Origin of the sequence: Streptomyces sp. NPDC001796 (assembly GCF_042892355.1) — a bacterium.
Lineage (GTDB): Bacteria > Actinomycetota > Actinomycetes > Streptomycetales > Streptomycetaceae > Streptomyces.
On sequence record NZ_JBIAUC010000025.1, the window covers coordinates 42958 to 64971 of the forward strand.

General features: G+C 70.5%; 18 protein-coding genes and 1 pseudogene. 8 read left to right on the forward strand and 11 right to left on the reverse strand.

Going from position 1 to position 22014, the window contains the following annotated elements; translation table 11 throughout:
- Positions 1-60: 60 nt before the first annotated feature.
- From ACFYZE_RS32425 to ACFYZE_RS32445, 5 genes are all read right to left on the reverse strand, one after another.
- Positions 61-2316, reverse strand: coding sequence for an FUSC family protein (locus ACFYZE_RS32425; RefSeq protein ID WP_389002038.1), 2256 nt, complete (start codon positions 2314-2316; stop codon positions 61-63).
- 202 nt (positions 2317-2518) lie between these two features.
- The gene (locus tag ACFYZE_RS32430) at positions 2519-3892 is read right to left on the reverse strand and encodes a VWA domain-containing protein (RefSeq protein WP_389002041.1); all 1374 of its coding nucleotides are present in this window, start codon (positions 3890-3892) and stop codon (positions 2519-2521) included.
- Positions 3889-4746, reverse strand: coding sequence for an AAA family ATPase (locus ACFYZE_RS32435; RefSeq protein WP_389002182.1), 858 nt, complete (start codon positions 4744-4746; stop codon positions 3889-3891). The genes ACFYZE_RS32430 and ACFYZE_RS32435 overlap by 4 nt, the downstream gene beginning before the upstream one ends.
- Positions 4747-4891: 145 nt before the next feature.
- Positions 4892-5350, reverse strand: coding sequence for an SRPBCC family protein (locus tag ACFYZE_RS32440; RefSeq protein WP_389002044.1), 459 nt, complete (start codon positions 5348-5350; stop codon positions 4892-4894).
- A gap of 465 nt (positions 5351-5815) precedes the next feature.
- Positions 5816-6031 (reverse strand): hypothetical protein, encoded by a 216-nt coding sequence (locus ACFYZE_RS32445; protein ID WP_389002047.1) that lies wholly within the window; start codon positions 6029-6031, stop codon positions 5816-5818.
- 572 nt (positions 6032-6603) lie between these two features.
- Here ACFYZE_RS32445 and ACFYZE_RS32450 point away from each other — a divergent pair.
- Both ACFYZE_RS32450 and ACFYZE_RS32455 read left to right on the forward strand, forming a co-directional pair.
- Positions 6604-6849, forward strand: a pseudogene (locus ACFYZE_RS32450) (transcriptional regulator); the annotation flags it as partial.
- Between the two features lie 7 nt (positions 6850-6856).
- The gene (locus ACFYZE_RS32455; protein WP_389002050.1) at positions 6857-7282 is read left to right on the forward strand and encodes a DUF2255 family protein; all 426 of its coding nucleotides are present in this window, start codon (positions 6857-6859) and stop codon (positions 7280-7282) included.
- A gap of 62 nt (positions 7283-7344) precedes the next feature.
- On the opposite strand, the gene ACFYZE_RS32460 is transcribed toward ACFYZE_RS32455, so the two are convergent.
- Positions 7345-8511 (reverse strand): glutamate--cysteine ligase, encoded by a 1167-nt coding sequence (locus ACFYZE_RS32460; protein ID WP_389002052.1) that lies wholly within the window; start codon positions 8509-8511, stop codon positions 7345-7347.
- 383 nt (positions 8512-8894) lie between these two features.
- Between ACFYZE_RS32460 and ACFYZE_RS32465 the strand changes: the two genes are divergently transcribed.
- Positions 8895-9176: a hypothetical protein gene (locus ACFYZE_RS32465; protein ID WP_389002055.1), complete on the forward strand. Its 282-nt coding sequence runs from the start codon at positions 8895-8897 to the stop codon at positions 9174-9176.
- 218 nt (positions 9177-9394) lie between these two features.
- Positions 9395-11167, forward strand: coding sequence for a SpoIIE family protein phosphatase (locus tag ACFYZE_RS32470; protein ID WP_389002058.1), 1773 nt, complete (start codon positions 9395-9397; stop codon positions 11165-11167).
- Positions 11168-11287: 120 nt separating this feature from the next.
- On the opposite strand, the gene ACFYZE_RS32475 is transcribed toward ACFYZE_RS32470, so the two are convergent.
- Both ACFYZE_RS32475 and ACFYZE_RS32480 read right to left on the reverse strand, forming a co-directional pair.
- Positions 11288-11845, reverse strand: coding sequence for a hypothetical protein (locus ACFYZE_RS32475; RefSeq protein ID WP_389002061.1), 558 nt, complete (start codon positions 11843-11845; stop codon positions 11288-11290).
- Positions 11846-12074: 229 nt separating this feature from the next.
- A complete protein-coding gene (locus tag ACFYZE_RS32480; protein WP_389002064.1) occupies positions 12075-12740 on the reverse strand; it encodes a hemerythrin domain-containing protein in 666 nt (221 codons plus the stop codon).
- Between the two features lie 300 nt (positions 12741-13040).
- Between ACFYZE_RS32480 and ACFYZE_RS32485 the strand changes: the two genes are divergently transcribed.
- Positions 13041-14102, forward strand: coding sequence for a type III polyketide synthase (locus ACFYZE_RS32485; protein WP_389002066.1), 1062 nt, complete (start codon positions 13041-13043; stop codon positions 14100-14102).
- Positions 14103-14123: 21 nt separating this feature from the next.
- Positions 14124-14702 carry an isoprenylcysteine carboxyl methyltransferase family protein gene (locus tag ACFYZE_RS32490; protein WP_389002069.1) on the forward strand — a complete coding sequence of 193 codons (579 nt, stop codon included), beginning with the start codon at positions 14124-14126 and terminating at the stop codon, positions 14700-14702.
- Between the two features lie 81 nt (positions 14703-14783).
- Here ACFYZE_RS32490 and ACFYZE_RS32495 read toward each other — a convergent pair whose 3' ends face one another.
- The 3 genes from ACFYZE_RS32495 to ACFYZE_RS32505 form a co-directional block, all read right to left on the reverse strand.
- The gene (locus tag ACFYZE_RS32495; RefSeq protein WP_389002072.1) at positions 14784-15059 is read right to left on the reverse strand and encodes a DUF6158 family protein; all 276 of its coding nucleotides are present in this window, start codon (positions 15057-15059) and stop codon (positions 14784-14786) included.
- A gap of 28 nt (positions 15060-15087) precedes the next feature.
- Positions 15088-15645, reverse strand: coding sequence for a hypothetical protein (locus ACFYZE_RS32500; RefSeq protein WP_389002075.1), 558 nt, complete (start codon positions 15643-15645; stop codon positions 15088-15090).
- Positions 15646-15836: 191 nt separating this feature from the next.
- Positions 15837-16817, reverse strand: coding sequence for an alpha/beta fold hydrolase (locus tag ACFYZE_RS32505; protein ID WP_389002078.1), 981 nt, complete (start codon positions 16815-16817; stop codon positions 15837-15839).
- 397 nt (positions 16818-17214) lie between these two features.
- Between ACFYZE_RS32505 and ACFYZE_RS32510 the strand changes: the two genes are divergently transcribed.
- Together ACFYZE_RS32510 and ACFYZE_RS32515 are read left to right on the forward strand one after the other, a co-directional pair.
- Entirely contained in the window at positions 17215-21285 is a 4071-nt protein-coding gene (locus tag ACFYZE_RS32510) for a beta-galactosidase (protein WP_389002081.1), read from the forward strand.
- A gap of 157 nt (positions 21286-21442) precedes the next feature.
- The gene (locus ACFYZE_RS32515; protein WP_389002084.1) at positions 21443-21949 is read left to right on the forward strand and encodes a molybdenum cofactor biosysynthesis protein; all 507 of its coding nucleotides are present in this window, start codon (positions 21443-21445) and stop codon (positions 21947-21949) included.
- Positions 21950-22014 lie beyond the last annotated feature (65 nt).

Consider the following 22014-nt stretch of genomic DNA (forward strand, 5'->3'; position numbering starts at 1 on the left):
GTCGCCCACGCAATCGTGGAAGCCGCCGCACCAGGGCACGGTCCCGAAAGGGCGCCGCCGTCACGGTTTTCGCGCCGCCACCGGCACACCGAGTGGGCGGGCCAGGCCGACCACCGCCTCGTCCAGGCGCTGCAGATGCCGCAGCACCCGGTCGGTGATCCGCCCGTACCGTGGTGTGCCGGCGGTGTCGGGTTCCAGCAGGGAGGCGATGCTCGGCCCCGTCTCGACCTTGTCGGTGGCGTGTTGGTCCGCCACGTGCGCGCTGATCGCCGCGATGTTGTCCGTGATGCGGTCACACGCCCGGCGCAGCCGCGGGTCCGCCGTGATCGAGGGATGTGTGGCCAGGAGCTCGGCGGTCGCGGCCAGGGAGCGCGCATGGTAGGCGCATGTCTCCAGGACCGCGACGACGTACTGGGCCGTGTTCCGCCGCGCCCGCAGCGGTGTGATCGGGTGGGTCAGCGGCTGCGTGGCCTCCCGCAGGTCGCCGAGTGCCTCGTCCAGGTCGCGCGCCTGGTTGAGCAGACCGGCGGCCCCGGGCCCGCCGCTGAGCTGGTCGACGGCGGCGTCGGTGACTTCGGCGAGCCGCTCCAGGACAGTGGCGAGCAGATCGTTCGTGTGGCGGTCCGTGCCCACCGGAAGCACCATGGCCGCCGCGATGATCCCGCAGGCCGCGCCGAGCGCCGTCTCCTCCACCCGCAGTACCAGCACCGACAGGCTGTAGGTGTGCAGCAGTGCGTACAGCAGACCCAGCGCCGCGGTCACGAAGAACGACATCAGCGTGTACGACAGCGGGGCCGTGTAGAACATCGCGAAGACGAACAGCAGCACCAGCGCCAGCGCCGTCCACGTGTGCTGCCCCACCAGCCCTGCCAGGACGATGCCGGCCACGACGCCGAGGACGGTGCCCACCAGCCGGCGGTAGCCCTTGACCAGGACCTCGCCCGTCGACGAGGTGTTCATGAAGACGATCCAGCAGGTCAGCACCGCCCAGTACCAGCGATGGCTGGAGAGGAACTCGCCACCGACGATGGCCAGGGCCGAGCCCACGGAAACCTGCACGGCGGCACGCGTGGTGGGCCGCCGCAGCCCCCTCGGCTCCTGCTGTGTCTCCCGCTCGCTCTCCTGGGCGCCCTCGATGGCGGCGTCCTCGGCGTCCAGCTCCTCCCTCGAGCGCGTCGTGGCGGGTGTGTCGTCGGACTCGTCCTGCGCTCCCTCCAGCGCGACCCTGAGCCCCAGCACCGCTCGCGCGGCCTCGCCGACGCCCCGGAAGACGTCCTGCACGGCTCTCGACGCCGACGGCAGGTTCTCCTCGTCCCGGTAGCCGAGCAGCCGGTTGCGCAGATGGGCCACTCCCGTTCCACCGCGCTGCCCGACGGGCCGCAGCATCAGCAGGCGCAGCGTCAGCAGTTCGCGGCGGAGCGTGTCGATCGCCTCGTCCCGCACCGGCAGGTGGCCGCCCGAGGGCACGTGCGCGCCGGGCAGGTGCAGGGTGAGTGTGTCCGCCCGCTGGGCACTGCGGGCGTTCAGGAGCAGCAGCCCGAGCCGCTCGGCGGCGATCTCGGCGTCCGCGATCCGGCGCTGCAGCACCTGCGCCACGGCTTCGTCGGATGTCCCGTCGTCGAGTCGGCCCTGGATCATCATGGCCGTCTCGTGCAGCCGTGCGGTGCCCTCTCGCACCTCCTCCAGAGCCTTGTCCACGTCGTCGGGATCCGCGTCCAACAGCTCCAGCTGCGCCGACACAAGCTGGGCGACGCGCACGCGGAAGGCCTCGCGCAGTCGTTGCAGGATGCCCGCGGGCGTCTCGTACACGACCACGAACCGTACGAAGGCGCTGCACGCGAACGCGAGCACGATGACGCCGTACAGGCCCGGCAGCGTCGACACCGTGGCGCCGACGAACAACGACAGGAAGTACACCTGGAAGCCGATCAGCCCCAGCGCGGTGCCCCGGTCACCGAACCGGCGGCTGTAGACCGCGCAGAAGATCAGGACGATGAAGAACACGTCCCCCGCCACGACGCGCGCACTCAGCAGCGCCCCCAGGGACACGGACGCCAGGGCCACCGGCAGTCCCATGGCGAGCGTGACCGCCTGCCTACCGCGCTGCTTCTCCCGGATGGCGAAGGTGGCCACCATGGCCGCGATGGCCCCGGCCACCAGATGCGGCGCGGGGGCGCGCAGCACGCCGAGCACGGCCAGGGTCAGAGCGATCGCGCCCGCTGTCCGCGACCCGGCGGCGAGTCTGAGCAGCCCGGGATCCGACGCGGTGATGCGATCCCGCAGCCGTGCCGCGACCGACCGTCCCGCTGCCTTCACGCCGCCGTACTCTCCCCACTCCGCTGGATGATCTGCTTCCCCAGCATGCCACCGCCGAGGGCGCCGCACCGGTTCCGGCCGCGGCAGGCGGCCGGTCCCCGCCCTCGCCGTCGTGCCGTCGACCGCAACTCCGCCTGCGTGCCCGTCCCGGCGCACTGCCAACCAGGTCACTTCGTCCCGGTGCTCGCCGCCTGTCGCCTCGTCACACCGGCAGCAGCCGTGCGATGAGCGCGCTCAGCTGCCTCGCGTTGCGGCACTCGTACATCGCGATGACATCGGCGTAGGCGGGTGCCGCCGAGTCACCCGTGCCCCACTGGGAGCGCGGCTCGGGGTTCAGCCAGTAGACGCAGCGAGCTCGCTCGGCGATGTGCCGTAGTGCCGGCAGATTCGGATCGGCCATGTTGGTACGGGCGTCACCCAAGACGAACACAGTGGTGCGCGAGCCCACGGCGTCGCCGTACCGCTCGGTGAACTCGCCGAATGCGACTCCGTAGTCGCTGCTGCCGTGCCAGCCCGTCAGTGCCGCTTCCGAGCGGATCCGGGCGCCCAGAGCGTCGGGATCGGCCGCGCCGTGCACCAGCATTCTGCTCACCTCGTCGATCTGATTGACGAAGGCGAATACCCGCACCTTGCTGAACTGGTCATGCAGTGCCTGCACCAGCAGCATCGTGAAATCCGAGAACCCCGACACCGAACCCGAGACATCGCACAGCAGCACCAGCTCGGGCCGGACGGGACGGCGCCTGCGCAGCACGGGCCGTATCGGCACACCGCCCGTCGACAGGGATCCGCGCAGGGTGCGCCGCAGATCGATGGTGCCGCGGGCGGCACGCCTGCGGCGCGCGGCGAGCCGGGTGGCCAGTTTGCGTGCGAGTGGCTGCACGACCCTGCGCAACTCGGCGAGTCGATCCCGCCCGGCGGACAGGAAATCGACCCGGTCCGCCGTGGTGACCACGGCCCGACGCGCGATCTCGTCCCGGCCGCGCCGCTCGGCGACACGCCGCCGCGCCTCCGTGGCGACCTGCCCCCGGAAGACCTCGATGCGCCGGCGGATCTCGTCCTCGAGCAGCCGGTCGGTGAAGCCCGCCCCTCCTTCTTCCCGTGCCCGGATGCTGTCGCGGACGCGCGCCAGCAGCGTCTGCGGGCGGAGCCGCTCGAGCGTCTGGTACGACGACCAGCCGTCCGACCCCGGCGACGATCCGTACCCGCCGAAGCCGTCCACCGCCTCGACCGCCAACCGCGCCATGAGCCCTTCATCGTTGGCGGCCAGTGCCTCCGCGAGCCGGCTCCGCAGTCCCTCCCGATCCGCAGGAGCTTCGGTGGCGTGGACCCCGACGCGAGCCGGGAAGTACACGTCGAAGACGGCATCGAACACCGGCCGCTGCCCCTCGCTGTGCAGCAGCGTGGCCGCCAGCCCCTCACGCAGCAACTCGCGGTCCGCCAGGCCGAGCACTTCCACCACCCGCGCGGCATCCAGGGTCTCGCCCGTGCCGATGCCCACGCCGTGCGAACGCAGAGCGCCGACCAGACCCGTCAGCCGCTCGGCGACACCGGTCGCCGGTGCGGAGGCGCTCACACGGCGTCCAGGTCGAGCTTCGACGCCGCCTTCAGGACGTCCTCTTGATGCTTGAGGACCACGCCGAGGGTCTCGCGCACGACGGTCTCCTCGAGCGTCCCGGCGCCGAGGGCGAGCAGGGTGCGCGCCCAGTCGATCGTCTCCGCGACCGAGGGAACCTTGCGCAGGTCCATCTCGCGCAGTGCCCTGACCACCCGTACCAGGGACTCGGCCAGCGCCTCGTCGATGCCCGGGACCTTGAGCCGGACGATGCGACGCTCCAGCTCCTCGTCCGGGAAGCCGATGTGAAGGAAGAGACAGCGGCGGCGCAGCGCCTCCGACAGCTCGCGGCTCGCGTTCGATGTGAGGACCACGAAGGGGCGCCTGGCCGCAGTGATCGTGCCCAGTTCGGGGACGGTGACCTGGAAGTCGCTGAGCACCTCCAGGAGCAGGCCCTCCACCTCGACGTCCGCCTTGTCCGTCTCGTCGATCAGCAGCACCTTCGGTTCGTCCCCGCGGATGGCGGTCAGCAGCGGACGCGCGAGCAGGAACTCCTCGCTGAAAATGTCCGTGCGCGTCTCGTCCCAGGCTTCGTCACGGCCGGCGCTGATACGCAGCAGCTGCTTGGCGTGGTTCCACTCGTACAACGCCCGCGACTCGTCAATGCCTTCGTAGCACTGCAACCGCACCAGCCGTGCCCCGGCGACCTGCGCGACGGCCTTGGCGAGTTCGGTCTTGCCGACCCCGGCGGGCCCCTCCACCAGCAGCGGCTTGCCGAGCCGATCGGCGAGGAAGACCGTCGTGGCCACCGCGGGCGACGCCAGATACCCGGTCTCGGCGAGGCGCGCGGAGACCTCGTCGACGGATGCGAACAGCAACGGAGCCTCCATTTTTGCGCGGTACACGTCCGTTGCTATCTAAGCGCTTGCTCAGTGTGTTGTCACCCGTGACGATGCATGCATTGCCAGTGGCCGAGCCCTGTACGGAGGCCCATCCAGGGGGCGATCCGCCGGGAGGCCGTCAGGCGGGCCGCGCCAGGCGGGCCGTCAGAACACGGGCGCGCGCCTGCTGGACCGCTCCCGCCTGAGAGGCGGCGAAGCGCAGCAGGCCAGGGGGCGTCCGCAGATGCAGGGTGTCCGTGACGACGCTGCCGGCCTCGTGGTGGTCGATGGCGAAGCGGTAGCTCATGCGGACCCTGCCGGGACTGCGGACCTCGCCCGAGATCTCGGCGGTGTTCGGGAGACCGTCCGGGACGGCGACGAGCGTGACGTCGATGATGTTGTCGTGCCGCAGGAGGCCCAGGAACCGGAAGCGCTCCACGGCCGTGTAGTGCACGGTTCCCCCGCTGCGCCGCACGTCGCGGACGGCGACGAGGAGCGGCGACAGGCCGACGTAGTGCGAAGGTTCGGCCAGGTGCGAGAAGACCTGCTCCGGCGGCGCGGCGATCTGGAATGTGTGCTTCAGCTCGGCGGACGGCACCTCGGACCCCTCCTCGAACAGCGCGGTGGCACGGTGATCCTCCCATCGCCGACGTGAGCGCGGCGGCCGGAGTGGAAATCCCCTCCGGCGGTGGGGCGGCCCGCGTCCGTGTTCCTCACCGTTGCCGCGCGAGCCACGAGGCGCTCGTGCTCCCGCTTGCCGGTGTAGTGCGCGTTGCCGAGCAGCGCTGATCTCGACGGACGCCTCACCGTGGTGGCGGGCGGCAGCAAGGGGGCCCGGCCGGCGACGGCACGCAGGCTCCGAAACGTCGGGGCACGCGTCGTCGCCGTCGCCCGCACCCAGCCGGAGACGGCCGATTCCCTCTTCGTGCGGGCCGATCCGGGCACCCGCTACGGTGTCGCCGCGGCGGCCGCGGCAGTGGCGGAGCTGGTCGGCGTACCGACGCCGGTCCATCGCCGGCGTAGCGGCGGCAAGCCGGGCCGGCCATCACTCGCTTCCTGCTGGTCACAGCCGCCGGTTTCGGTGCTGCCATGGGGGCTGGGACGCGGTGCTGGTGTCGTCGTCCTCTCGCCCGGCGTGGGGCTGGCAGGTGGAGCACAGCTCGTGGCGGCCCCAGTAGGTGATCACACTGCCCCAGCCGTTGCACACTTCGCAGCCGAGGGCGGAAGCGGAGTCGGCGTGGGGGTTGGGGTCGGGAGCGGCGTTCGCTCCGTGGCTCATGCGGCTCTCCTGGCATCGAGACTGTCGGCGATGGGTGCGCGCCTTCGCTACGCGATGTCCACTTTATACCGTTTGCCGCCCGATTGTGTCCGTTTTCACAATTTTTATGACCGCTTATGCGTGACGGGGGCGGCGGCGTCAGTGCGTGACCCGGGCAGCGCGCACCGTAACCGGTGCCCCGCATGGGGCAGTGCTTGCCGTCGGCAGCGTGCGGCCCGCTCTGTTCAAGGCGTCGGTACTCGGCACCGTCGAGTGCGAAGCAGGGTCACCGTGGTCCGCGTGGCCCGGTGGCATCGGCCGGCGTTGCTGCTGCGTACAGCCCTCCTCGACATGCACGGCCCGGTACTCGAGCGCATTCTGAGAGCGGCCCGATCAGGTGCCGAGAACCGGCCGACCGGAGAGGTCTGTGATGCTGCTCGTCCTGCTCCTGCCCGCCCTGTTGATCATCCTCCTCGTACGGGCGGCCCCGCATCTCATGGCCCGGCAGAGCCGGGACGTTCTGCACGATGCACAGCGTCGGGTGCGGTGCCGGCTTCCGCGCCCACCCCCGCGTTGAACCCCACCGACAACCTCCCGCAGCCGTAGCCCTCTACACCGACTTCACCGCCATCCCGGCCCACCGGCGCAACTACATGCGGCTGCTGTTCACGAACCCGGTGGTCCGGCAGCTGCACCAGGACTGGGCCCACGACGCCCGGGAAGCCGTCGCCGCGCTGTGCATGGAGGCGGCGGCCGACCCCGACGATCCCGAGCTCGCCCAGCTCGTCGGCGAACTGTCTCTCCAGGACCCCGAGTTGCGCACCTGGTGGGCCGAACACGGACGCGATGACGACCTGGACACCCGAAGACCTCGCCCTTCTCACCGGGTCCGACTCCCTTGTCCTGACTGCCGGGGACGACGGTCACTCCGGCGTCGGGATCGGCATGGTCGTGGTCCGCGGCCGGCTGTATGTCCGAGCCCACCGAGGGGTCCGGTCCCGCTGGTACCAGGCGGCGCAGCAGCACAGCCACGGACAGATCCGGGTGGGAGCCGTCACGCACGACGTCCTTCTGGAAACCCGTGAGACCGGACCCGCCTGCGAGATCGACGCCGCCTACCGGAACAAGTACGGACAGGCGGCCGGCGCCCTCGTCGTGAGCCCCGCGGCACACGTCGCGACGATACGGATCGACCCGGCGCCCTCTGCCCGGCGAGACCGCTCGCCAGGTCGACCCACGACCGAAGACATCGTGTCTCCCGATCAGGAGTGAGCACGGGGGAAGTACGAACCGACGTCGACGGCGTACTCCTCAGTGCCGTCGGCATTCATCGTTCAGTCCGGCACCCGGTCGAAGGAGAGTGACGGGCTCGCGGCCGGTGCCGTGGGCCGGGGCCGGTGCGGACGCCGTGGGCCTACCGCACCGCGGGTCTCTGCGAGCAAGAGGTCGATGCTGGCGAGCAGGTCCTCGGCCTCGGCCGCCCGCCGCAGCCGGTGCGCGGCGCTGCCGGTGGCCAGGATCTCTGCCAGCAGCCCTTGGACGACCGCCCAGTCACCGGACGCTTCCAGCGCCGGGCGCAGCCTGACCAGCATGTGCTGCAGGGCCGTGCGGGCCGGGACGGCGCGGCGGGTGACCGGGTCGACCAGGGTTCCCTCGAGGCCGGAGCGGGCGGCCCGCCAGGCTGCGGCGCGCAGCCACTCGTGGTGGCCGTCGCAGGCCCGGCCGCCCTCGCGGGCCCGCCGGTCGCAGGCATCCTGGACCAGCGCCCGGAAGAGCCCGCTGATCAGGACGACCGTCTCCGCTCGGGGGCAGGCGTCGCAGATCCGCAGCTCCAGCGTCTGCTGGTGGGCGGAGGGGCGAACGTCGTAGTAGACCATTCCGGCGTCACTGATGACGCCCGAGCGGATCAGGTCCTCGATCGCGGCGTCGTATGCGGCGGCGTCCCGGTAGCAGCCGGCCGGGCCCGCGGTGGGCCAGCGCTGCCACAGCATGGTCCGCCAGCTCGCGTATCCGGTGTCCGTGCCGAGCCAGAACGGTGAGCTGGCCGAGAGCGCGAGCAGTGGCGGCAGCCACGGCGAGACCAGGCACATGGCGCGCACGGCGGTGTCCCGGTCCGGTACGTCGACGTGCACCTGCGCGCTGCAGATGAGCTGCTCGTCGGCGACTCTGCGGTACTCCTCCGCCATGCGCCGGTAACGGGGGTCGGCGGTGACGTCTCCCGAGGCGATCCGGGCCAGGGGGACCGTACCGGCCGCCGCGACCGCGAGGCCCAGTGAGGAGGCCGCCGCGTCCAGACGGCGCCGGGCCCCGGTCAGGTCCTTGTACAGGTCGTCCAGCGTGTGGTGCACCCGGCTGTTGCTCTCCACCATCGATCGATGGAGCTCGCTTGTGAACCCCGGTCGGCCGAGCCGCTCGAGTATGTCCCGGGCGCGAGGCACAAGTCGGCCGCTCTCCACGTTGATCACGTGGAATTCTTCCTCTGCCCCGATGCGCAATGCCACGGCTCTTCCCTTTGCCCTGAGGCTTGTTCGATCGCCGCTGTTGCCATTCCTGTGGGCCGTGTGGCCTCTGGACACTCTCCAAGTGCCCCGTTGTCGCTTCCGCACGCCTCCTGGCCGCACTCTCGTGCCGCGGAGTGCTCACATGAGCAATCCGTACCTCCAGTAGTAGGAGGCGGGGGAGTGTCCCGAAGTGGAGGAGTGGGGCTGGGTGTGTCAGTCGCGAACGCCCCCGGGCGCGCACCTGTGATGAGGTGAAGCCGGAGGGGCCTTCAGTCATATTTTATGCTGTTTTGTACTTTCGTTGACGGTTTCTGCCCTTTCGAGGGCATGGCACCCACTGGGAGGGGCACTCGCGCCGGGTGGCAGGGGCACGGCGTCACCGGGTGGCGGCTTCCGATCGCTGGTGGGACGAGGACGACGGCCGCCGGCCGCCCGGAGGAGAGGTGCACGCTTGGGAACCCGGAGCCAACCAGACACTGTGCGGTCGCTCCCTCCACCGGTCGCGACTCGCCACCTTCCGGGGCGTCGACTGGCTCGACATCCTCCCGGAGACGGGTGGCGACGCGGACGCCGTCCGCCGGGTCCGTCCCCGCTGTGCCTCCGTGGCGGGACGGCGTGACGTCGACGCCGGCCGGGGCTGGCGGCGGACGAACCCCCGGCCGTGAGATCAGCGGCTCTCCTCCACGACGTCCGGTGTCACCCGCATGCCGGGGACGGAAGACGCGCCCCTGCCTCGGCTGCCCCGGCGCATGACCGGCTCCGGTGATGCGGCTGATTCACCTGCAGAGGGGGTATTCGGGAGAAGGAACCAGGACGCGGCAGCACGCCGCGTGCGGACGGCCGCGGGCGAGTGGCGCGCCTGTCGATGACCAAGGAGGCGCAAGTGGCGGGGCCAGAGGTGACCGAGAGCGTCGATGAGCGGTACCTGAGCCGTGCCGACTCGGCGTCGGCCGGGGCGCTGGCCGCCATCGGCGCCGGGGCCTATGTGGTGGACGACAAGGGCTGCATCATCGCGGTCAACGCCCGAGCCGAGCAGTTGCTGAACCGGCCCGCCAAGGATCTTGTCGGCGGTGACGCGCACGATCTGCTGCACAGGGACGCCCATGGCCAGCCGCTGCCGACGAGCCGGTGCCGCATGCGGCAGGCCTTCCACGCCGGGCGCAGCGCCCAGTCCGAAGGGGACTGGTTCGCGCGAGGAGACGGCTCCCTGCTGCCCGTCTCGTGGATGATCACGCCGTACGACCTCGGCGACGACGAGGTCGGCACGCTCGTTCTCTTTCACGCCCCCCACCACCTGTCGGCAACCGGTTCGTGGCCGGAGCATGCCGCCGCGCCGCTGCCGGAGCTCGAACGGCTGGCCCTGCTGGCGGAGACCACCACGCAGCTGACCTCCACCCTCGATGTCGACGAGGCGCTGCGCCGGCTCGTGGCGCTGGTCGTGCCACGGCTGGCGGACTGGGTGGTCATCGACCTGATCACCGAGCGCGACGAGGTGTGGCGCACCGCCGTGGTCCACGCTGAAGGCGACACGCTGGTGCACCGTGAGGACCTTCAGGGACCGATGCCGCCGGTGCCGGCGGAATCCCCGATGCCGCTGTCCCGAGCTCTGCGCGGGGTCGCCTCCACCCTGGCCGGCCCACAGACCTACCAACGGCCACCCGACTCCGGTATAGCGCTCGAACAGCGTCGCCTGTTCGAGGCCACCGGCATCCGCTCCGCGGCCATCGCCCCCATCCGCAGTACCCGAGAGGTCCTGGGTGCCCTGACACTGGGCCGCGCCGACCGGGCGGGGGACTTCACCACGGCGGACCTCCCGCTGATCGAGGACATCGCACGCCGCGCCGCGGTCGCCCTGGACAACGCCCGCCTCTACCAGCGTCAGCGCAAGGTCGCCGAGACCATGCAGAACCATCTGCTGCCCCAGCTGCCCCGCGTGCCCGGGTTGGAGATGGTAGCCCGCTATATGCCCGCACCCGACGCTTCACAGGTAGGCGGTGACTGGTACGACGCCTTCTGCCTGTCCGACCGCTCCACCGCCCTGGCCGTCGGGGACGTCGTAGGCCATGACCTGGAGGCAGCGGCCGGTATGGCACAGGTGCGCAACATGCTCCGCGCCTACGCCTGGTCCCAGAAAGAACCTCCCAGCCGGATCGTCGACCGGCTCGACGAGGCGGTCATGCACATCGCCGACGTGACCATGGCCACCATGATCTTCGCCCGGCTCGAAGAGGCGGAAGACGGTCACTGGGAACTCTCCTGGACCAACGCCGGCCATCCGCCGCCCCTGCTGATCAGCCAGGACGGACTGGCCCACTACCTCACCGACGGCCACGGCATTCTCCTGGGCACCGGAGCGGGCAGACCCCGGCCCGACGCCACGGCCCTGCTGCCGCCCGGATCCACCCTTCTGCTGTACACCGACGGCCTCATCGAAGCACCCGGCCACTCCCTCGACGAGGGCCTTGACCGACTGCGCCAACACGCGGCCGCCCTCGCCCATCGCCCCCTCGCCTCCTTCACCGATCAGCTCCTGCATCGGGTCCGCCCTGCCGAGAACGACGACGACGTCGCCCTCCTCGCCCTGCGAATTCCCACGGGAGCGCTCGCACCGGGGCGCGGCCGGCAGGCGACGGTCGGTGGAGTTCAGCCCAGGTAGAAGTCCGCCGCCGGCGTCGTGAACAGCGGGTTGTCCAGGAACGACGCGGGGCGGCGCCGGCCGCTGTGGTAGGCGCGCCGGGCGCCACGCCTGCCGGATCCGCGCCCGTTCAGTCCTGGTTCAGGTCCCGGTGGGGCGCGGCTGCCCGCCGTCGGTCAGCAGGTCCTCCAGCAGCGCGCGGTAGTGGACCAGGGCGTTGCGCAACTGCTCGGTGTCGGCCCCGTGGCGGGTACTGAGCTCGTCGATCGCGTGGGCGGCGCGGTAGTGCTCCAGCGTGCGGCTGTGCTCGACCGGGAGGTCCCTCAGCTGTTCCTCGAATTTCTCCGTCGGGTAGCCGCGCTCCTGCATGAGCGAGGTCACCAGGCGGTCCGCGTCATGCACGGCCTCCTCGGGCCGGTCCACGAACTCTTCCTGCACGGTGGCCCACTCCCGGGTGTAGCGGTCGCGGATGCTGATGGGCAGCGGCTTGACGTCCAGTTCGTCGTGCCGCTGCTCACGTTCGACCAGCTCCCGCTCGGTGGCCCGTCGGCTGCCGGTCTCCTCAACCGTCCGCTGGTACTCCGGGCCGAAGAGTTCACGAAGACGGTGACGGCGCATGAGAAGAGAAGAGCCGAGTGCGATCAGGGCGATGAGCGCCACGACCGGAATGATGATCGCCAGAAGTGTCCCAGTTGGCATCGGGCCCACGTCCTTGAGCCAAGCGCCCGAACAATTCCATTTATGCCATTCTCGGGCGGGTTTCTGTGAAACAGAAGGCGTCGGCCACGGTGACGTGACGCGAGTCGAGGTGCGGGCGGCAGGGGCGACGTCGGCGCCGTACGCACCGGGCGGGGCGGTCCCGCCACGGTCGCGTGACTGAGGAGCGTGCCGCGCACCGGTGCCCGTGCGCGGCCGCTCCTGCTGAGCGTCAGGAGGCCATACGGTGGCGGACGGCGTCCAGGGTGCGGTCGAGGGGACCGAGGACTGGCGCGACCAGCTTGTTCGCGGCCTCGTTGTTGACCCAGCGGTGCGGCCGGGTCGGCGCATACGCCTGGGTGAGCTTGACCTCGGCGCCCAGCATGCGCAGCCGAGCCGGGCCGACGGCCTTGCGCAGCGCGGCGAATTCCTCCCGTTCCTCACGTGCCGCGTGCCGGGCGACCGCACGCCGGACCTGGTTCAGCCGCCGCAGATACCCGTCCCCGTTCGGACCGGTACGCCAGAGCGCGACCAGCAGCTGCTTTGCTTCCTTCTCCTCGGTGAGGCGGCGCTGGGCCAGCTCGCTGCCGTGCCGCAGCGCCCGGCGCGCGACCGGATGGACGTGCGCCTCTTCGGCGGCCTCGTGCACGGCGAGCAGGCGCATCAGCCGGTCGAAGTTCCGGCGGCGCCACGGCCCTGGCAGCGCGGCCTGCAGGAAGCCGAGCCTGATCTGCCGATGCTGACGTGTGAGCACGTCGACGACGTTCTCGCCGCCCAGGGTGCGCATCATCTGCAGGGACCGGGCGGGAACGGTCTTCGCGGCCTTCGCCGTGGCCTTTGCGGTGAGCAGCGGCTTCGTCGCCGTGGTCATCCCGGCCGTCTTTCTGCGCATGCCCATGATCCCTCCTCACTCCTGTGCCAGGAGTTGCGGGTACCCCCGCGCTGTCATCCTCACGCGCTCCCGTGCGGACCGGCTGACGGTCGAGCCGGACCCGGCGACCGCATCGCATCGGCATTGAGGCGGCGTGCCCCACCGCCGAACCACGGCGATCCAGACGCGGGAGTGGGTACTCGTCCTCCACTCGTGTTCCTGGGGCTGGGATCACCAGGGGCTGGGATCACCAGTCCGCCCGCGGCAACCCTGCCTGCGGACCAACCCGGCAGCCGGATTGCCGTCACACGTCGATCGGAACCTGGTATGAGCCGCATCGTCGCCGTACAGAAGGTCCTGGCACCCCATCGCTACCGTCAGCGCGACATCACCGATCAGGTGCGGTCAAGCCTGCCGGGGGCGGACCGGTCCCTGCTCGACCGAGTGCACGCCGCGGCAGGAGTGCGGTTCCGCCATACCGTGCTGCCCTTGGACGCCTACGCCGGTCTGGACGGCTTTGGCGCGGCCAACGACGCCTTCATCGATGCCGCGGAGCGGATGGGGGCCGAAGCGGTCAGGGGCGCCCTCGCCTCCGCCGGGCTGGCACCGGGGGCGGTGGATCTGATCGCCGTCGTCTCCACCACCGGCCTGGCCGCTCCTTCGGTGGATGCCCGGCTGATGGGTCCCCTGGGGCTGCGACCGGACGTCAAACGGCTTCCGCTGTTCGGACTCGGGTGCGCCGCGGGTGCGGCCGGGCTCGCCCGTGTACATGACTACCTGCGGGGCTGGCCCACGCACACCGCCATCCTGCTGTCCGTGGAGCTGTGCTCGCTGACGTTCCAGCGCTCCGACCCCTCGCCGGCCAATCTGGTGGGCAGCGCCCTGTTCAGCGACGGCGCCGCCGCTCTGGTGGCGCAAGGGAGCAGAGCTCCGGACGGACCAGGGCCCCCGCTCGGCCCCGAGGTGGTGGCAAGCCGCAGCCGCTTCTACCCGGCCACCGAGCGCGTCATGGGCTGGGACGTCACCGACCGCGGGTTCCGTATCGTGCTGGACCCCGGAATCCCGGGCATCGTCCGCGCACACCTCGCGGACGACATCGACTCCTTCCTCTGCGCCCACGGTCTGGCCCGGCACGACATCGGAACCTGGGTGTGCCATCCCGGCGGCCCCAAGGTGCTGGACGCCATCGCGGACACGCTGAACCTGCCGCCCGGGGCACTGGACGTCACCTGGAACTCCCTCGCGGAGGTCGGAAACCTGTCGTCAGCCTCCGTCCTGCATGTTCTCCAGGACACCCAGCGACGCAGACGGCCCCCGCCCGGCACCTGGGGCCTGCTGCTCGCCCTCGGCCCGGGCTTCTGCGCCGAACTGGTCCTGCTCCGCTGGTGAAACGAACGGAGGAATGTCCGGGTGACCTGGTACGCGCTGTTGATCGGGGCCGTCGCCGCCGAGCGGCTCGCCGAGCTGACCGTCGCCCGTCGCAACACCCGCTGGAGTATGGCCCGCGGGGGCACTGAGACGGGGCGAGGGCACTACCCGGCACTCGTCGCGCTGCACATGGGTCTGCTCGTGGGCTGCCTGGTGGAAGTACGGGTCGCCGGACGGCCATTCATTCCGGGCGTCGGCTGGCCGATGCTGGCCCTGGTGGTGGCCGCCCAGGGACTGCGCTGGTGGTGCATCGGCACGTTGGGACGGCAGTGGAACACCCGGGTGATCGTCGTGCCCGGCCTGCCCACGGTGACGAAGGGCCCCTACCGCATCCTGCGCCATCCCAATTACCTCGCTGTGGTCGTCGAGGGAGCCGCGCTGCCGCTGGTGCACGGTGCCTGGCTCACTGCGGCGGCGTTCACGGTGTGCAACGCCGGGCTCCTGGCCGTACGCGTCCGCTCCGAGGAGGCCGCCCTCTCGGCAGCCGCTCGGCAGGCGCCCCCCTCGGACGAGCGCCTCGCTGCCCGACAGGGCGACGCGGGCCGAGCCCCGCCGCGGTGACGGCTCCGCGCGGGGCTGCCGACTGCGCGGTCGGGAGGGCGTACCCCGGCGGCGCCTACGCCGAGGAGCGGCACGGAGCGGTCATTCTTCGCGCGCCCGGGCCCCGGCACGGGTCCGATCCGCGGTGACGAGCCGCTGGGGATGGCGGCGGAGGTACTCCCCCTCCAGTTCGGCCATCCGGCGGGTGTGAGCCTCCAGCGCGTCCTCGGAGCCGTGCAGGAAGGTGTCGTGGCGGGTGCGGTGTACGGTCTCCAGTTCCCGCATCAGTCGGTGATCGTTGAGGGCCGAGGGGTCCAGGCCTGCCTGGTCGCCCTCGGAGCGCTCGCCGTCCGCCTGGGAAGGGGTGGTCTCGCTCATCAGCTGCCTCCGATGAAAACCCATGTCCTCACCTTGTCCGCAACGCCTTCTCGGCATGCTGAAGACGCAGTTCCTCCAGCGTCCGCAGCTGCCGCCGGGCTCGTTCGATCAGGTCGTCGAGCTGCTGCCGGTCAAGACGCCCGTCACTCTCCGCCAGTCGGCGCAGCATGCGCCATCCGGCGGCCTTTCCCTCGACTCCGAGCTGGAGGAACTCGAGCTCGACCACCGAGGTCAGCGGAGAGCGGCGTAGGAGGCGGCCGTTCGGCTTCAGGCGTCCCGCCTTCTCGGCCGCGTCCGCTGCCAGGATCTTGTACCGGCGTGCCGGAACGCCCAGTCGGCTCATGATGTCCAGCAAGGTCGCCCGGTCCTGGGCGATCTCGTCGGCGATCGGCCGCAACGCTTCGGCGAGCGGGGAGTCGCGCAGTGCCCGGACCATGTAGTGGATGCGCCGGCTGCCGATGGTCGACCCTGCCAGGTGGTCGTTGAGGTAGATACCGAGCAGGTCGATCCGTGCCTGCCTTTCGGCGTTCTGCGTGCCGGCGCCGGCGCCGGCGCCGGTGCCGGTGCCCTGGCCGACGTCACTCATCCCGGCTCTCCAGGGGCGACCGGACCGGCCGAGGGCCGCAGCGACAAGAACTGAGCATGGCTGGTTTCTCCCCGACTGTCGTACCCGCTGATGGCCATGAAAAAGACGAGTACCCGCATCGCGGCATCCCACGTGTGACGCCAGCGCGCCCGTCGCGTGTGTTCGACAGCAGCGGGCGGCGCGCGAGTGCGTCAGGCCGGCAGTGCGGCGAGCCAGTCGGTCAGGAGTCGGTTGACCTCATCGGGCCGTTCTTGCTGGATCCAGTGGCCGCAGCCGTCGAGAAGGTGGGAGGAGACCAGGCCCGGCAGGGTGACCGGGTACGCGTCGATCGCGTCGGCCAGCCATGTCGTGGAAGCATCCAGGTTGCCCCCGATGAACAGGGACGGCTGGGTGATGGGGGCACCGTCCAAGGCAGCGAGGTCCTCCCAGTCGCGGTCCATGTTCCGGTAGCGGTTGAGCGCTCCGATCAGGCCGGTCCGTTCGAACTCCCCGGCGTAGACGTCGAGGTCTCGCTCGCTGAGCCAGGCGGGCAGTCGGCCGATCGGGAACCGTTCACGCATCGTCCCCTCCCTGCCGACGAAGTGCGGATCGGGAGCACCGGGCGCGGGCATGGTGTCGCCGGACAGGGCCGCGTAGAGCCCCGCGAGCCAGCCGCGAACATCGGGTTCGATCTCGGCCTCGGCGCGGCCCGGCTCCTGAAAGTACGAGACGTAGAACTCCTCATCCCCGCCCATCCGAGCGAAGACGTCGCTGGGGCGGGGTCCGCCGCGCGGGGTGTAGGGCACGCTCAGCAGTCCCGCTGCGCGGAAGACCTCCGGCCTGAGCAGGGCAGAGTTCGCGGCGATGGCCGCGCCCCAGTCGTGGCCGACGACCACCGCCGACTCCTCGCCCAGGGCGTGCACCACCGAGACGTTGTCCTCCACCAGGTCGACCATCCGGTACGCATCTGTCGCGGACGGCTTGGAGGACCGGCCGTAGCCGCGGACATCGATGGCGACTGCCCGGTATCCCGCCGCCGCGAGCTCCGGCAGCTGGTGGCGCCAGGAATACCAGGACTCGGGGAAGCCGTGCACGAGCAGCACGAGCGGCCCAGTTCCCTGCTCCGCGATGTGAATACGGCCTCCCGGCGAGGACACCAACCGGTGTGTGACCTCAGCGACGTCTTCCGACATGCGTCTCCTCCAGGGCCGTTGGTCTGCTGTGCGCCCAACGATCATGCGCAGGACGCCGCCCTGAAGGCGAGTTCGTTTGCTGATTCAGCAAGCCCGGTCCTCTTCGCTGCCTCCGTATCCCGTGACGAGCCGTCAGTGGCCAAGAGGGCGTCGTGACATGCGGCTTCCAAGTCGGCCTCGAGCCCACGTCGACCGTGTTGCCCCCGCCCCATTGTGCCGTGCCCCGCACCCCCTTAATGTTCGACTTTGCCTGAGTCTGTTTGATGTTGATTGCTCAGACGGTATGGAGGCCGCAGTGCGAAGTAGTCGGATCGGTTCCGAGGCTGCGAGACCCGGCCGCTGTCGATGGTGGAGGGCGGTCCTCGCGAGTGCCGCGACCATCGCCCTGGCCACGGGCATGGCCGCGCCCGCCACGGCGCAGGACCCGGGCCGGCAGGCACCCGCCGCCGCGCCCGTCGCGGGCCCGGGGGCGCACACGGTGAGTCTCGACGGCTACTCGTTCCTCGTCGACGGCAAGCGCACATACCTGTGGTCCGGCGAGTTCCACTACTTCCGGCTCCCGAGCCCGGACCTGTGGCGCGACATCTTCCAGAAGATGAAGGCCGCCGGATTCAACGCCACCTCGCTGTACTTCGACTGGGGATACCACTCGCCGAAGCCGGGTGTGTACGACTTCAGCGGGGTGCGCGACGTCGACAAGCTGCTCGACATGGCCAAGGAGGCCGGGCTCTACGTGATCGCGCGCCCGGCGCCCTACATCAACGCGGAGGTCGACAGCGGCGGCCTGCCCGGCTGGATGACCACCAAGGCCGGGCACAACCGCAGTGACGACCCGCAGTTCCTGAAGTACGCGGACGAGTGGCTGACGCAGATCGACCGGATCATCGCCCGCCACCAGATGACCAACGGCACCGGGTCGGTCATCGCCTACCAGGTCGAGAACGAGTACTACAACGGCTCGACCGCCGGCCGCTCCTACATGCAGCACCTGGAGGACAAGGCCCGCGCCGACGGCATCACCGTACCGCTGACCGGCAACAACAACGGCACCTTCAACTCCGGAACGGCAGCGCTGGACGTCGACGGCCCGGACTCGTACCCGCAGGGCTTCAACTGCTCGAATCCCTCGAAGTGGAACGGCGTCCCCGACATCAGCTATGACCACCCGGCCGGCAAGCCGCTGTACTCGCCGGAGTTCCAGGGCGGCGCCTTCGACCCCTGGGGCGGGCCGGGCTACGACAAGTGCGCCCAACTCATCAACGACCAGTTCGCCAACGTGTTCTACAAGCAGAACATCGCCGTCGGCGCCACCGCGCAGAGCTTCTACATGACCTACGGCGGCACCAACTGGGGCTGGCTGGGCATGCCGGAGAACTACACGTCCTACGACTACGGCGCCGCGATCCGCGAGAACCGCCAACTGGACCCGAAGTACTACGAGGACAAGCTGATCGGGTACTTCACGCAGTCGGTCGCCCCGCTGACCAAGACCGAGTCGATCAAGGCCACGCCGCCGGACGACTCCGCGATCGTCGACACCGCCCGGATGAACCCCGACACCAAGACGCAGTTCCACGTCCTGCGGCACGGGAGCTCCACGTCCACGGCGGTCGACAAGACCCACATAGCGCTGGACTTCAACGCCCAGCCGTCCGCGGACACCACCTACACCTGGGACGACCCCGACTCCGCGCTGCAGTACACCGGTTCGTGGTCGCACGTGGCCGACCAGAGCTACACAGGCGGCGACTACAAGCACACCGAGTCGTTCTCCAACAAGACCGGTGACACGGTCACCGTCCCCTTCGACGGCACCGCGATCCGCTGGATCGGGTCGAAGACCAACAACCACGGCTACGCCGACGTCTACCTCGACGGCGCCAAGGTGGCGACGGTCGACGACTCCGGCAGCGAGAACCAGGCGGTGATCTTCCAGAAGACCGGCCTGACTCCCGGGGCGCACACGCTGAAGATCGTCGTTGACGGGAACCACAGCTCGGGGTCTTCGGACAACTACGTGGCCATCGACGCCATCGACGTGCCGACGGCGGACACCGCGACGCCGACGTACCCGGTCGTGCCGCAGCAGCCGGGGACCGCGATCACCCTCGACGGACGCGACTCGCATGTGATCGTGGCGAACTACCGGCTCGGGGACGCGCAGCTGCAGTACTCGACGTCGGAGATCATGACCAACGCGACGATCGGGAACCGGGATGTCGCCGTGCTCTACGGCAACCCGGGGAGCGACGGCGAGACCGTCCTTCGCTACTCCTCCAAGCCCACCGTGGTCACCAGCGACGGCTCGGCCACGACCACCTGGGACGCGGCCACCGGTGACCTGCGGCTGAACTACACGCACAAGGGCCTGATCCGCGTCAGCGTCAGCGGCGGCGGAAAGCGCCCGCTGCTGCTGCTCATCGGCGACAAGGACACGGCGAAGACCTTCTGGCGTCAGGACACGGCGACCGGCCCGGTGCTCGTGCGCGGCACCCATCTGCTGCGCACGGCGACCAGCCTGGACGGCGGCAACACCCTGGCGCTCACCGGCGACAACGCCGATGACGAGAACATCGAGGTGTTCACCTCCGCCGGCCGCGTCACCTGGAACGGCGGCGCGTTGGCAACCCGGGCCACCGACACAGGGAGCCTCACCGGGAAGATACCGGTGGCTGCGCCGGTACACCTGCCGGCGCTGACGAACTGGAAGCATGCCGATGAGTCCCCCGAAGCGGCCCCCGGCTTCGACGACTCCAACTGGCAGGTGGCCGACAGGACAACCACCAACAGCGTCTCCGGCGTCAACTCGCTTCCCGTGCTCTACGCGGACGACTACGGGTTCCACACCGGCAACACCTGGTACCGCGGCCGCTTCCGCGCCACCGGCAAGGAGACGGGCGTCCACCTGGTGTCGGACTCCGGCGGAAAGGCACAGGCGTTCTCCGCCTGGCTCAACGGCACCTTCCTGGGAAGTTCCACCACAGGCAGCGCCGACTTCGCCTTCCCGGCCGGTTCGGTGAAGTCGAAGGGTGACAACGTCATCTCCGTGCTCACCGTCAACATGGGGCACGAGGAGGACTACAACTCGACCAACGGCAACAAGACCGCGCGCGGCCTGACCAGCGCCTCCCTCGTCGGGGCGCCGCTGACCGCCGTCTCCTGGCGGCTGCAGGGCGTACGGGGCGGCGAGGACCTGCAGGACACGGTGCGCGGCCCGCTCTCGACGGGCGGCCTGTACGGCGAGCGGGCCGGCTGGTCCCTGCCGGGCTACCCGGACGGCGACTGGAACCGGGTGTCCCTGCCGACGACCGACACCCGCCCCGGCGTCTCGTGGTACCGCACCGACGTCAACCTGGACCTGCCGCACGGCCAGGACACCTCGCTCGGGCTGACGTTCACCGACGACCCGGCACGCAAGTACCGTGCCACGATCTTCGTGAACGGCTGGCAGGTCGGCAACTACGTCAACTACCTCGGCCCGCAGAGCGCCTTCCCGGTTCCCAACGGGATCCTGGATCCGAACGGCCGGAACAGCATCGCCATCGCCGTGTGGAACCTGGACGGCAGCACCGGCGGGCTGGGCAAGGTCGCGCTCACCGACTACGGCAGCTTCGCCTCGTCCCTGCGCGTCGCGCAGAACGACAGCCCCCGCTACAACCCCCGCACGTACGCGATGCCGAAGCGTCCGGGAGCGGATGTCACCCTGGACGTGCCGAACACCGCTCAGCCAGGAGAGGCCTTCACGGCCGAGGCGACGGTGCAGGTGCCGAAGGACAAACCGTCCGCCTCCCGGCTGACGGCCTCGCTCTCCGCGCCCGACGGCTGGAGCGTGAGTGCCACGAGCCCCATGTCCGTCCAGCGCCTGCAACCGGGCGGATCGGCCACCTTCACCTGGAAGGTACAGCCGCCGACCGGGGCGCTGCCCTCCTCCTCGGCCCTCACCGCCGCGGTGCACTACCTACAGCAGGGGCGACAGGCCGCAAGCGGTGACGAGCGCATCGTCGGCGGGATCCCGCCGACGCCGCCGGCCGGGAAGAACGCCGTGAGCGACCTGCCGTTCTTGTCGTCGACCAACGGCTGGGGTCCGGTGGAGCGCGACAGCAGCGTCGGCGAGCAGGCGGCCGGGGACGGCCGTCCGATCACCATCGCCGGTGTCGGCTACCCGAAGGGCCTGGGCACCAACTCGATCAGCGACGTCCAGCTCTACCTCGCCGGAAAGTGCTCGCGGATGACGGCGTACGTCGGTGTCGACGACGAGACAGGCGGTGCGGGAACGGTGACGTTCTCCGTGATCGCCGACGGCAGGACCTTGGTCACCACGCCGACGATCCGCGGCAAACAGGCCGCGGTGCCGATCGACGTGGACGTCAGCGGCGCGCAGGTGGTCGACCTCAGGGTCGGTGACGCCGGCGACGGCAACGGCAACGACCACGGCGACTGGGCCGTGCCGACGCTGACCTGCGGCTAGACGTGCGGCCGAGCGGACACCTGTGACAGTCGGTCCTGGCTGTTGTGGTCACAGGTGTCCGTCGGGGCCGGCCGGCAGGGCGCCGTGGGCGCGATGACCCGGCGGGCCCCGGGCAGCGCGGCGCGAAGGACATGGCGTCGCGGCTAGGCTCGGTGACGTGGAGCAGGTGGAAATCGTTCAGCTGCTGGTCTCTCCCGTGCATCGTCTCCAGGGCCGTCCGAGCGAGGGTGTCCCGGAACTGCCGCGGGAGGAACTGGCGGCCACGGCGCAGGTGCGCAAAGGGCTGGGCATCGTGGGCGACCGGTACTTCAACCGTCCGGCCCATCGCAGTGCGTCGGTCACCCTGATGGCGGCCGAGCGCCTGCCGCAGCCGGTCTCGGGAGAGGCCGACCTGTGCCTGACCCGGCGCAATGTCCTGCTGCGCGGCGTGGACATCGACGCGTACATCGGCGAGACGGTCTTCCTGGACTGCGGCACTGGACCCGTGGTGCTGGCGGTCCGCAGCGCCGCCAGGCCGTGCGCGTGGATGGACAGCACCATCGGGCCCGGCGCGCAGCGGGCGTTGCGCGGCGGCGGAGGCGTTCGCTGCCTGCCGCTGTCCGACGGGATCCTCACCGTGGGGCCTGCTGCGTTCGGGGTGTGCACGGACTCCGGCGAGGAGTGACGAGCACGGCTTCGGACGTATGGCGGCCGGGCCCGCCGATTTTCGGTCGGCGGGCCCGGCAGTCG

Excerpts from the sequence above, each read along its gene's own strand:
- ACFYZE_RS32475 (WP_389002061.1), bottom strand. The coding sequence starts at position 11,845 with ATGCCAACTGGGACACTTCTGGCGATCATCATTCCGGTCGTGGCGCTC.
- ACFYZE_RS32495 (WP_389002072.1), bottom strand. The coding sequence starts at position 15,059 with ATGAGCGAGACCACCCCTTCCCAGGCGGACGGCGAGCGCTCCGAGGGC.
- ACFYZE_RS32485 (WP_389002066.1), top strand. The coding sequence starts at position 13,041 with ATGAGCCGCATCGTCGCCGTACAGAAGGTCCTGGCACCCCATCGCTAC.
- ACFYZE_RS32445 (WP_389002047.1), bottom strand. The coding sequence starts at position 6,031 with ATGAGCCACGGAGCGAACGCCGCTCCCGACCCCAACCCCCACGCCGAC.
- ACFYZE_RS32510 (WP_389002081.1), top strand. The coding sequence starts at position 17,215 with ATGGCCGCGCCCGCCACGGCGCAGGACCCGGGCCGGCAGGCACCCGCC.
- ACFYZE_RS32500 (WP_389002075.1), bottom strand. The coding sequence starts at position 15,645 with ATGAGTGACGTCGGCCAGGGCACCGGCACCGGCGCCGGCGCCGGCGCC.
- ACFYZE_RS32480 (WP_389002064.1), bottom strand. The coding sequence starts at position 12,740 with ATGGGCATGCGCAGAAAGACGGCCGGGATGACCACGGCGACGAAGCCG.
- ACFYZE_RS32505 (WP_389002078.1), bottom strand. The coding sequence starts at position 16,817 with ATGTCGGAAGACGTCGCTGAGGTCACACACCGGTTGGTGTCCTCGCCG.
- ACFYZE_RS32455 (WP_389002050.1), top strand. The coding sequence starts at position 6,857 with ATGACGACCTGGACACCCGAAGACCTCGCCCTTCTCACCGGGTCCGAC.